Origin of the sequence: Acinetobacter sp. (genome assembly GCF_041911495.1) — a bacterium.
Taxonomy (GTDB): Bacteria; Pseudomonadota; Gammaproteobacteria; order Pseudomonadales; family Moraxellaceae; genus Acinetobacter.
In genome coordinates, this window is record NZ_JAYROT010000005.1 from 1 (window position 1) to 11,367 (window position 11,367).

Sequence of the window (11,367 nt, forward strand, 5' to 3'; positions counted from 1 at the left end):
TTGGATGAAGTACAAGATTATGCAACAAACTGGTTGTGGCATTACAACCATGAAAGACCACATCAAGCTAACAAAGGAAAGCCACCTCTAATGGCTGCTTAACCTCTACTTTTAACTTCGGTTATTTATGGGAGGATTACCATATAAATATGGTAGTTATCAATCAAAACAAGATTCAAAGAGACTGGATGAGTATTTACCAAGCAGTAAAAGAATTTATTTAATGAAAAAGAATGGAGATATGTATGTCTACTGAAAATCTGATCGGACTAGGGAAAAGACTTGTAGAAGAATTTAAGTTAGAGGATAAAACCGATACATTATCTCAATGGTTGCTTCATTATTTAGCAGAATTATTTGAACGATATAATCTACCCACTTCTCCAGAAGAAAAGCATATAGTAGCTTTAGAAATAAAAGATACTATTTTCAAGTTATGGGATTTTCGACATCAACAGTCCCATTCTCAGAGTAGTTTCAAAAATACAAAGTCTTTAATTTCAACATTAAAGAAATTGAATTTAGATAATGATGATGTTTTCTACTCAGGGTTAATTGATTTTATAAATGCAGAAAGTACTTCAGATCAAAGTAATCCTGACTATTGGTACAGTTATGCGTTAGAGCTCGATAAAGCATCACGCTTCTTGATAAGAGATTGTATCCTCAAAGGCTATGCTATCACTGAAACTGATAACCAAGAAATTGCTAATCTCATTAAGGAGTTTGAGACATTAGACTCGTATGAGAATTTACTGAGTCGTTTTTATAATGATCAATCTAGCGAAGATAAAGAAATTAGAAATATTAAAAAAAACATTTCTAAAATAGAGGAGTTGATGGATGCTTTAGTTGAGCTAAAGACTACTTATGAGGGAAAATTAAATTCATAATAGGTCTACATTACTAGTGACTTTAGTTGAAACCAAGTTCTTTAATAGATGTTTGCGATTTAAGTTGATTTATTCTGCTTACTATATGCTTACTAAAAATCAAAAATTAAAAAAACACCTAGGATTGGTGCAACTAAGTGGTTGATTTATTTGGTGGGCCCAGACAGACTTGAACTGTCGACCAACGGATTATGAGTCCGCTGCTCTAACCAACTGAGCTATAGGCCCTAGATAAAATTCAAAACACGTTTTCGTTCATTTTATAAGAATTTTACGCATTGAATCGGCGCTCATCTTAAACAAGTTAAATCTAAAAGACAAGCGCCACAGCATGCATTCGCTTAAAGTTAAATCAAGCAAATGTTGATGCGAATCAATTAGAACATTGCATCTTCGAAGTTTGCGGAAATCTTATGCACGGATAAATCTGCACCACGGAATTCCTCTTCTTCAGAAAGGCGTAAACCCATGATGAGTTTTAGACCGCCATATACGATAAAGCCACCAGCCAAAGCAAAGACAACCGCAAGTGTTGAACCAATGAGCTGTGACATCATACTTACGCCACCAAGTCCGCCAAAGTATTCCTGTCCCAAAATACCCACGGCAAGTCCACCGAATAAACCACAGACACCATGTAGAGGCCACACACCAAGCACATCATCTACTTTGAGCTTGTTTTGTGTATATGTGAACAGTTTAACGAATATCGCACCTGCAATAATACCAATGATTAAAGCCCCAACAGGGTGCACCACATCAGAGCCTGCGCAGATTGCAACTAAGCCTGCTAAAGGGCCATTGTGCAAGAAACCAGGGTCATTTCGTCCAACAAAGTTTGCACTTAGCGTACCACCGACCATCGCCATCAATGAGTTGATCGCAACCAAGCCTGAGATTGCTTCGACACGTTGCGCACTCATCACGTTGAAGCCAAACCAACCAACGATCAAAATCCAAGAACCTAAGGCAAGAAAAGGAATAGACGATGGTGGATGAGCAGCAATCCGCCCGTCTTTTTTATAACGTCCAGAACGTGCACCAAGCAGGATCACTGCAATAAATGCAATCCAACCACCCATTGCATGCACAACGATTGAACCCGCAAAATCATGGAAGCTTGCACCAAAGTTTTGCGTTAACCAATCTTGTAGACCAAAGTTACCGTTCCATACAATCCCTTCAAAGAATGGATAAACGAGCGCAACGAGTAGCAAAGTCGCGATCGCTTGAGAACGCATTTTTGCACGTTCAGCGATACCGCCTGAAACAATCGCAGGGATTGCAGCAGCGAAGGTTAGTAAGAAGAAACAGCGCATCAAATTGAAACCATGATCTTCGGTAAGCGCTGTCGCTGTATGGAAAAAGTGCAACCCATAAGCGATATAGTAGCCAACAAAAAGATAAGCAATCGACGAAATAGCGAAGTCTGTTAGGATTTTACTGAGCGCATTGACCTGATTTTTATGGCGAACCGTTCCAAGTTCTAAAAAGGCAAATCCAGCATGCATGGCTAAGACCAATACAGCACCCATGAGTAAGAAGAAAAGATCTACATTTTGCATATTTTGCTCAACTATGGTGCAAAAAATAAACTCTATAACGGAATAAGTTTTAATCTGCACCAAATTGGTTAAAAAGTATCATGTGAATAGAGCCCAATCTATAAACATGCATTATGTGAGCTAAAATAAAGCAAAAAACGCACCAACTTTTTATAATAATAGGAATATTTTTGAAATTGCACCAAAATAGTTGTTGTCTTGAGGTGGGGAGTCTACAAAGAAGAAAACATGCAAAGATCAAAGCACGCAAAAAAAAGAAATTGACGATGAAATGAAAAATGATTTTTAAAATATAAATTACATACAATAAAAAAGAGAGCCAATGGCTCTCCTTTTCACTTGATCAGTAAACTGATTACTGAGCAGCTTTTTCAGCAGGAGCGTCAGTAGCAACAGCTTCAGCAGCAGCGTCAGTAGCAACAGCAGCAGCATCAGTAGCAGCGTCAGCAGCATCAACAGCAGCGTCAGAAGCAGCAGCAGCAGCGTCAGTAGCTTGATCTACAGCAGCGTCAGCGCCTTCAGTAGTAGCAGCAGCAGCGTCAGCAGCAGCTTCAGCTTCAGTTGCAGCAGCGTTAGCGTCAGCAGCAGCAGCGTTAGCGTCAGCAGCAGCTTCGTCAGCTTTCTTAGCACAACCAACGAAAGTTAAAGAAGCAGCGATAGCAGTTGCAATAGCGATATTTTTGAATAACATGGCATCTCTCTCTATAAAGTTGAGATTAAAGTTAAGAACAATTTGTTAACTATCCCTCGCATTGGACGTTTTGCTAACAAGTCATTCAGCTTGGTTGTTATGCTATCACCATGCAAATTTATTTTCTACTGGGAAAATTGTAGCAGTTGATGAAAAAAACAAATTGAGAATGCGAAATTAAGTAGATTTGGCAATTATGACAAATTTACAGCATTATGATTTTTGTGTATTTTATTGATATATATAAAATAAATTTAAACGTTAAAAAAATAGGATTTGCTCAAATAATTGGAGTAATTGAGTGTAAAAAAGTGTAATGTTTGTCAACCAAAAATAAATTGTATAAAAAAACGCCAATTTTTGTGAAATTTGACGTTTAAATTAAGCTGAATTGAGCGAAATTATTGCTTACGTTTCATTTGATCGAAGAAATCATCATTAGTTTTTGCTTCTTTCATGCGATCTAGTAAGAATTCCATTGCAGCAAGCTCATCCATTGGGTGAAGTAATTTACGTAAAATCCAAACTTTACGTAGTTTATCTTCATCCATGAGGCGTTCTTCACGGCGAGTACCAGATTTCTTGATGTTCATGGCAGGGAAGACGCGTTTTTCTGAGATACGACGATCTAAGATAACTTCTTGGTTACCTGTACCTTTGAATTCTTCGTAGATAACATCATCCATCTTACTGCCTGTTTCGATCAATGCAGTCGAGATAATGGTGAGTGAGCCACCTTCTTCAATATTACGTGCTGCACCGAAGAAGCGTTTTGGACGTTCGAGTGCATGTGCATCCACACCACCAGTTAAGACTTTACCTGAAGATGGAATCACTGTGTTGTAGGCACGAGCTAGACGAGTGATCGAGTCGAGTAAGATCACCACATCTTTTTTGTGTTCAACAAGACGTTTGGCTTTTTCAATCACCATCTCTGCAACTTGTACGTGACGTGCAGGCGCTTCATCAAATGTTGACGCGATAACTTCACCACGAACAGTACGTTCCATTTCGGTGACTTCCTCAGGACGTTCGTCAATGAGAAGTACGATCAGGAAAACTTCAGGGTTGTTGCGAACAATCGACTGTGCGATGTTTTGTAGCAACATGGTTTTACCCGCTTTTGGTGGTGCAACGATGATAGAACGCTGTCCTTTACCAATCGGTGCGATCAAGTCAACCACACGTGCAGTCAAATCTTCAGTCGAACCATTACCCAACTCCATGACCAATTGCTCGGTTGGGAAAAGTGGCGTTAAGTTTTCAAATAGGATTTTATTGCGTGAATTTTCAGGTGTATCAAAGTTGATTTGATTCACTTTTAATAGTGCAAAGTAGCGTTCGCTTTCTTTAGGTGGGCGAATCGTGCCCGTAATGGTGTCGCCTGTACGTAAGTTAAAGCGACGAATCTGTGATGGGCTGATATAGATGTCATCAGGGCCTGCAAGATAAGAACCTGCTGCAGAGCGCAAAAAGCCGAAACCATCAGATAAAATTTCTAAAACACCATCACCAAAAATTTCTTCGCCGTTCATGGCGTGACGTTTTAATATCGCAAAAATGATGTCTTGTTTGCGATTACGAGCCATACCTTCAAGGCCCATAAATTCAGCAATTTTGATCAATTCGCCGATTGGTTTTTTCTTTAGTTCAGTTAAGTTCATACGAGGATATTCAGTGCTTTAGGCTGCGATAAAAAAATAAGATAGAAAAAGCGGGGATGATAAGTTCGCACGTCGCTTTGCAAAGATGCTGTATTGCGAATAGCAAAATACCTGCACAGATGCATTCAAAATAATTATTGAGGCTAAAAGCTAGATTTGATAAGCCGAGCGGCGATCTTATTGTTCATCAAATCACCTGACAAATGTCATGAATTGGAGGTGACTTAATTGATATAGAACTATAAGAGAGTCTAATTGCTTTGTCAATTGAAAATCTCACAGAATCCATGCTTTTACAGCATGATTTTTGATAACTCCTCTAAAATAGTTCTGTCTACTGTGTAGGAAAAATTTTAGATCATCATCATTTGTACGTTTTAAGCTTTAAGAAAAATGGTAAGAAAATCGCAATTTTCTTACCATCTGTATTTTGCTGACGTATATCTAACTTAGCTGCTAAATCTTATGACCGCTAAATCTTAGTTGTTAATTCAAAGAGCATGCTCTCGAATGAATACTTTAGATTTAGATGTTGCTAGATTTAGATGTTGCTATTGATAAATTCAACCAATTTTGATTTTGGTGCTGCACCAACTTGTTGTGCAACCACTTCACCATTTTTGAAAATCAAAAGAGCTGGGATATTACGGATGTTGTATTTCACTGCAGTATCTTCTGCAGTAGTTACATCGACCTTAGCAATTTTGAGTTTGCCATCATATTCGCCAGCCAAATCTTCAAGTACTGGTGCAATGGCTTTACATGGCGCACACCATGCTGCCCAAAAGTCTACAAGTACAGGGGTGTCGCTGTCTAAAACGTCTGATTTAAATTGCTCATCAGATGTATTAATAATTTTGTCTGACATGGATGACTCCAGTTATTCATTTGATTCGATATCAAGTGCACCTACTTTTTTGATCGGATGTTATTGATCAAGATGGGCAGTGATGCAACTTGGCTTAAGGGAATTATGATGGCATTCGATTTTTTTTCAAGTTTTTCAGCCGAATCAGTCATAGATAGTTTTAATGCTGATCATCGTAATTGGCGATATTTCTATCTAATCTTGCTTTTTATGGAGTTTGATACGTCAAATTTCAGGCGGTATTGGCGATATTTTTCGACAATTATTCTTTTAAAAAGATGCGTTGTCGATTAGGCTATGGAGGTGAGATTTCGGGATCTTTTTTGAGAATGTCAGATTTTTTGATTGATGATGAATTGCTTGCTGCAATTGATATGGGGTCAAATAGTTTTCACTTGGCAATAGCACGTGTTGATCACGGCGAAGTGAAAAAAGTTGCATCAATGTCAGAGAAAGTGCAACTTGCAGCAGGGTTGGATGAGAATAATTATTTGAGTGAGGCTGCGCAACAGCGTGGTTTGGCTTGTCTTTCACGGTTTGTAGGGCGTTTAAGCGCAGTCCCTCGCAATCGCATGCGTATTGTTGCGACCAACGCACTTCGTCAAGCTGAGAATGGCGACGAATTTATGCAAAAAGCAGCGGAAATCTTACCCAAACCAATCGAGATCATTGCCGGGCGTGAAGAAGCACGGCTGATATATCTTGGCGTGTCACATACCATGGCAAATGGCGGGCGTCGTTTGGTGATTGATATTGGTGGTGGTTCGACTGAGTTTATTATTGGTGAAAAGTTTGAGCCTTTGAATACTGAATCATTGCAAATGGGCTGTGTGGCTTATACTAAAGCGTATTTTCCTGATGGTGATATTAGTCAAAAAGCATTTGATAAAGCAGTCGTTGCTGCACGTAAAGAGCTCAGTGCAATCGCCAATACCTACATGAAAACAGGTTGGGACACTGTTGTCGGCTCTAGCGGTACGATCAAAGCGTGTCGTCAGATCATGGTCAATATGAATCTGAGCGATGAGCAAGACAATGTCACTCGTGAAGGTTTGCATAAGCTCAAAGATAAATTATTAAAAGTTGATCATGTCTCAAAAATTGATTTTGATGGCTTACGAGATGATCGACGTCAGGTTTTGCCAGCTGGATTGGCGATTTTGTATGCTGTGTTTGATGTCTTGAAAATTGAAAAATTGGCATTTTCAGACGGCGCATTGCGTGAAGGTGTGATGTACGATTTGCTTGGACGCTTCCGTCATGAGGATATTCGTGATCGCAGTGTACAGGCGATGATGGGTCGCTATGGCGCAGATCAAAAGCAAGCAGAACGTGTGGTAAAAACAGCGCAACAACTCTTCGATCAATCAGCAGAGGTTTTAGATTTATCAGTGGAAGATGGTGATCTACTACGTCGTGCAGCCTATTTGCATGAGATTGGCTTGGCGATTAGTCATGGTGGCTATCATCGTCATGGCGCATATCTACTACAGCATTCGGATATTCCCGGCTTTTCACAAATCGACCAAAATCATTTGTCCCACCTCGTTTCGCATCATCGTCGTAAGCTACGTCAAGATGCCTTGCATGATGTAAAAAAGGTCGGTTCTGAGCGTTTGGCATATCTATGTTTATTGCTTCGCTTGGCAGTTTTGCTCAATCATAGTCGCAGTGATGCGGATTTGCCTGCCTTTCATTTAAAGGTGAAAAATGAGCAGACTTGGCAATTGACGATTTCTGGTGATGTGAAACAATGGCCTTTATTGATCGCAGAGTTGCAAGATGAGCAAGCCCAGTTTAAACATTGGCATATTGAGTTGCTCATTGACTCCGATCAAGATATTGAAGAAGTTTAAAATGGTAAACTAGTTTGAGTAAGGTTTTAAATTATTCAAATGATGATTCAATTTAATATGTCTAAAATCGACTTAGAGATATAACCGAAGGAAAGAGTGCATCGCATGAACAGCAAGGCAAAAATATCTCCAACATGGCAAACTGTGCAGATCGCACGCCATGCAGAACGCCCACAGTTTTTGGACTATGCCAGTGAGATATTCACCGATTTTGATACTTTACATGGTGATCGTGTCTTCGGTGATGATGGTGCTTTGGTGGGTGGAATTGCACGTTTCTACGGTCAGCCTGTGATTGTGGTTGGTCAGCATCGTGGACGTAGCACTCGTGAGCGTTTGCAACACAACTTCGGTATGTGTAATCCTGAAGGTTATCGCAAGTCACAACGCCTTTTTGAAATGGCTGAACGCTTTAACTTACCCGTTTTTACCTTTATTGACACAATGGGCGCTTATCCCGGTGTTGGTGCAGAGGAACGTGGGCAAGCTGAGGCGATCGCAAAAAATCTTGCACAACTCTCTGCGTTAAAAGTCCCTGTGATTGCCACTGTGCTTGGTGAAGGTGGCTCAGGTGGTGCGCTTGCGATTGGTGTTGCCGATCATTTGACAATGCTTTCACACAGCATTTATTCGGTGATTTCACCTGAAGGCTGTGCCTCGATTCTGTGGAAAACTGCGGAGAAAGCAGAGCAAGCCAGTCAAGCGTTGGCATTGACCGCAGATCGGTTGCATCAGCTTGGTATTGTTGAAACGGTGATTGATGAGGGTGAGGGTGCGCATCTCAATCCAATCAAAGTGATGCACGCACTACAAGAACAACTTAAAATCCAACTCGACCGATTAATGCAAATGGATGCAGATGAACGATGCGAAGCACGCTACAAACGTTTGATGAAGTTTGGCAGCAACAATTTCGCCAGCGTTTAATCGCTCAAACGCAAACACCCGATCAAACTTCTCAAGACACTTCAATTGTTCTCGCATGTAGCGGTGGTATGGATTCCATGCTACTGCTTTATTTATTTGCTGATTTGACTGCAGAACAATTGAATCATTGTCGATTCAAAGTCATCTCTATTGACCATCAGCTTCAAGCCGATAGTGCAAAATGGTCAAACTTGGTTGTACAGCACTGTGAAAAACTGGCTGTACCCTGCAAAGTCATCCCAGTCGATGTGGCAGACGGCAATCTTGAAGCGGAAGCACGTAAAGCACGTTATCAAGCTTTTGAAAATGAACTACAAGAAAATGATGTACTAATCCTCGGACATCATCAACAAGATCAAGCCGAAACTTTGCTAATGCGCTTATTTCAAGGTGCAGGGGTGCGAGGTTTGTCTGTAATGCAGGAATGGCAAGCTCGAACCATTAAAAACTCAAATTTATCTGATTTTAAAAAATATTTTATTTGGCGACCGCTTTTATCATTGTCAAAAAAACAGATTCAGCAATGGGCTTCGCAGTTGGGTTTTGAATATGTCAATGATCCAATGAATCTTGATGATGAGTTTGATCGAGTTTGGTATCGCAATCAACTCTTGCCACTGATTGAACATCGTATTCCTCATGCGCAGGATAGTTTGTCGAGAACTGCAATCTTGATGCAAGATGCAGATCAAATTTTGCAGGAAGTTTTAGCTCAAGATATTCAATACTGTGTCGATGATGCGGGGCGTTTAAATATTTGCAATTTAAAAACATTATCTAAGCCACGTCAGCGACAACTTTTATCGGCTTGGATGCAAGCTGATGAAAACTACCGTCCACCGTTGGCGATGGTCGAGCGATTAAATGATGAGGTGATTGATGCACGGCAAGATGCCAGTAGCATGTTGCATTGGTCGCAAGCTTATTTTCTGCGTTATGAAAATGCGTTGTATCGTTATACAACAGCAGCGTGGCAAAGCTTACAGCAGTCAATTGATCCATTTGAAATTCAAATCTCTTTGAACAATGTCATTACATCGGTAGGGCATAATTTCCAAATAGATCGTGTTCAGGGTGAGCGCATTGGACTTAATTTTGATTTATTGAATCAGACTTTAATGTTGAAACCACGGAAAGGTGGTGAAAAAATTCGACGATATGGACGAAAAGATCACCGATTATTAAAGAAAATGTTACAAGAAGCCAAAATCGCACCGTGGTTTCGTCATCAAATTCAAATATTGATGTACCATAATACGCCGTTGGGTGTGTTTACACCGTTGGGATTTTGGTTGGCAGACAGTGGGTTTGTCGAACCAAATGGGTGGTTGCCAATGCTTGAGGGTGAATTTTCACCTGATGAATAGTGCGTAACAGAGCAACTGACAATTTGAATATTTATTTAAAATTTAAAGCATCGAGGTCAATGCTAACAATGGATCAGAATATTACGTTTATTGGTGGTGGCAATATGGCGCAGGCGTTGATCAGTGGAATGATCGCACGAGGTCTGCCTGCAACACGCATTACGGTGTCTGATCCTGTGTCTGAGATTCAAGAGGTTTTGCGTCAGCAAGATATCAATGTCACGGACAATAATGCCGAAGCGATCGCCAATGCAGATGTCGTTGTTGTTGCGGTGAAGCCTCAGATGCTTGCTGATGTATTGACGCCTTTGGCAGATTTGATGACCAATCAATTGGTGATTTCTATCGCTGCTGGTGCAACGATTGGCATATTTAAATCTCTACTTGGTGGTTATGATCGAATCATCCGTGTGATGCCGAATACGCCTGCATTGGTACAGAGTGGGGCACATGGTTTGTATGCACCTGATTATATTGGTCAAGCGGATCGTGATGTTGCATCGCAGATCATGGCAGCGACAGGTTTAACGATTTGGGTGGATAGTGAGAAAAAGATTGATGCGGTGACAGCGGTATCAGGTTCGGGTCCTGCATATTTCTTCTATATGATGGAAGCGATGATTCAAGCAGGGAGAAATCTAGGGCTAGATGAGAAAACGGCTTCGGCATTGACCTTGCAAACGGCACTCGGTGCGGCGCAAATGGCGATCACCAGTGAAAATACGCCTGCACAACTTCGTCGTAATGTCACCTCGCCAAATGGTACGACGCAAGCAGCGATAGAAACTTTTGATCACCATCAGGTGAGTCAGCATATCCAAGCGGCACTTGCCGCAGCGGAAAAACGTAGTGCAACTTTGGCCGAAGAGCTTGCAGAAAAGCTCAATACCAAATAAATTAGGGCGATTTTTTAATATTTTGAGAGAAATACTTTGGCGCTATTGCTTAACGTCTTGCTCAATGTAGTGATTTTATTGGTGTTCTTACGTTTCTTGATGCAACTTGCAGGGATTAACTTCTTTAATCCTGTGGTGCAGTCTACGATCAAGGCGACTAAGTTTGTTGATGTGTTGAATCGCTCACTTCCAAAGCCTGCGAAAGGTCGAATTAACTTAGCAGCGCTTATATTACTGATCATTTTGTACTTGGTGAAAGTATCTGTGCTCAGCAATATGGGCTTAGGGATTACGATCTTTGAGGTGCATTACAAAAATCTTGCATCAGGTGCAGATAGTTTGTTACTTGGTACGTTAATGGCTGTGACCGATGGTGTGGTGAGTTTTTGTCGTTATTTGATTTTTGCTGCGATCATTATGAGTTGGGTGGTGATGTTTACTCAAAAGAGTGGACCGTTTACCGAAGCTATTCAAGAGCTTGCAGAGCCATTGTTTGCGCCATTTCGTAAGGTCATGCCGAATATGGGAATGATTGATTTATCTCCTTTATTGGCGATCTTGGCATTGATTATTATTGATATTGTAATGACCAGTGTGTCTTTTGCAGTGATTGGTGGTTTTCATTAAATTTCTATTTTAT

The 11,367-nt window shown here is 40.5% G+C and carries 10 protein-coding genes, 1 tRNA gene and 1 pseudogene; 7 read left to right on the forward strand and 5 right to left on the reverse strand.

Annotated elements, in window-relative coordinates; translation table 11 throughout:
* On the forward strand, window positions 1-102 hold a 102-nt coding region (locus ACE3PQ_RS00235), incomplete at its 5' end, for an integrase core domain-containing protein (protein ID WP_374294210.1).
* A 143-nt stretch (window positions 103-245) separates the two neighbouring features.
* Window positions 246-893, forward strand: a complete 648-nt coding sequence (locus ACE3PQ_RS00240) for a hypothetical protein (protein ID WP_374294097.1) — start codon at window positions 246-248, stop codon at window positions 891-893.
* Window positions 894-1,044: 151 nt separating this feature from the next.
* Here the strand turns inward: ACE3PQ_RS00240 and ACE3PQ_RS00245 are convergent.
* From ACE3PQ_RS00245 to trxA, 5 genes and pseudogenes are all read right to left on the reverse strand, one after another.
* Window positions 1,045-1,121: transfer RNA gene (locus ACE3PQ_RS00245), tRNA-Ile, on the reverse strand.
* A 149-nt stretch (window positions 1,122-1,270) separates the two neighbouring features.
* A complete protein-coding gene (locus tag ACE3PQ_RS00250) occupies window positions 1,271-2,458 on the reverse strand; it encodes an ammonium transporter (protein WP_374294100.1) in 1,188 nt (395 codons plus the stop codon).
* 424 nt (window positions 2,459-2,882) lie between these two features.
* Window positions 2,883-3,149 (reverse strand): annotated as a pseudogene (locus ACE3PQ_RS00255) (hypothetical protein); the annotation flags it as partial.
* 401 nt (window positions 3,150-3,550) lie between these two features.
* Window positions 3,551-4,813, reverse strand: coding sequence for a transcription termination factor Rho (gene rho, locus ACE3PQ_RS00260; RefSeq protein ID WP_374294102.1), 1,263 nt, complete (start codon window positions 4,811-4,813; stop codon window positions 3,551-3,553).
* 541 nt (window positions 4,814-5,354) lie between these two features.
* Window positions 5,355-5,681 carry a thioredoxin gene (trxA, locus tag ACE3PQ_RS00265; protein WP_374294104.1) on the reverse strand — a complete coding sequence of 109 codons (327 nt, stop codon included), beginning with the start codon at window positions 5,679-5,681 and terminating at the stop codon, window positions 5,355-5,357.
* 329 nt (window positions 5,682-6,010) lie between these two features.
* On the opposite strand from trxA, the gene ppx reads away from it, so the two are divergent.
* The 5 genes from ppx (at window position 6,011) to ACE3PQ_RS00290 (ending at window position 11,354) form a co-directional block, all read left to right on the forward strand.
* Window positions 6,011-7,537: an exopolyphosphatase gene (ppx, locus tag ACE3PQ_RS00270; RefSeq protein ID WP_374294105.1), complete on the forward strand. Its 1,527-nt coding sequence runs from the start codon at window positions 6,011-6,013 to the stop codon at window positions 7,535-7,537.
* 105 nt (window positions 7,538-7,642) lie between these two features.
* Window positions 7,643-8,464, forward strand: a complete 822-nt coding sequence (locus ACE3PQ_RS00275) for an acetyl-CoA carboxylase carboxyltransferase subunit alpha (protein ID WP_374294107.1) — start codon at window positions 7,643-7,645, stop codon at window positions 8,462-8,464.
* On the forward strand, window positions 8,404-9,831 hold the full coding sequence (gene tilS, locus ACE3PQ_RS00280; protein ID WP_374294110.1) for a tRNA lysidine(34) synthetase TilS: 1,428 nt from the start codon (window positions 8,404-8,406) through the stop codon (window positions 9,829-9,831). Before ACE3PQ_RS00275 ends, tilS begins: the two co-directional genes overlap by 61 nt.
* Window positions 9,832-9,890: 59 nt before the next feature.
* Window positions 9,891-10,727, forward strand: coding sequence for a pyrroline-5-carboxylate reductase (gene proC / locus ACE3PQ_RS00285; RefSeq protein WP_374294112.1), 837 nt, complete (start codon window positions 9,891-9,893; stop codon window positions 10,725-10,727).
* A gap of 36 nt (window positions 10,728-10,763) precedes the next feature.
* Window positions 10,764-11,354, forward strand: a complete 591-nt coding sequence (locus ACE3PQ_RS00290; RefSeq protein WP_374294114.1) for a YggT family protein — start codon at window positions 10,764-10,766, stop codon at window positions 11,352-11,354.
* Window positions 11,355-11,367: the final 13 nt, after the last annotated feature.

Excerpts from the sequence above, each read along its gene's own strand:
- ACE3PQ_RS00240 (WP_374294097.1), top strand. The coding sequence starts at position 246 with ATGTCTACTGAAAATCTGATCGGACTAGGGAAAAGACTTGTAGAAGAA.
- ACE3PQ_RS00250 (WP_374294100.1), bottom strand. The coding sequence starts at position 2,458 with ATGCAAAATGTAGATCTTTTCTTCTTACTCATGGGTGCTGTATTGGTC.
- rho (WP_374294102.1), bottom strand. The coding sequence starts at position 4,813 with ATGAACTTAACTGAACTAAAGAAAAAACCAATCGGCGAATTGATCAAA.
- trxA (WP_374294104.1), bottom strand. The coding sequence starts at position 5,681 with ATGTCAGACAAAATTATTAATACATCTGATGAGCAATTTAAATCAGAC.
- ppx (WP_374294105.1), top strand. The coding sequence starts at position 6,011 with ATGTCAGATTTTTTGATTGATGATGAATTGCTTGCTGCAATTGATATG.
- ACE3PQ_RS00275 (WP_374294107.1), top strand. The coding sequence starts at position 7,643 with ATGAACAGCAAGGCAAAAATATCTCCAACATGGCAAACTGTGCAGATC.
- tilS (WP_374294110.1), top strand. The coding sequence starts at position 8,404 with ATGCGAAGCACGCTACAAACGTTTGATGAAGTTTGGCAGCAACAATTT.
- proC (WP_374294112.1), top strand. The coding sequence starts at position 9,891 with ATGCTAACAATGGATCAGAATATTACGTTTATTGGTGGTGGCAATATG.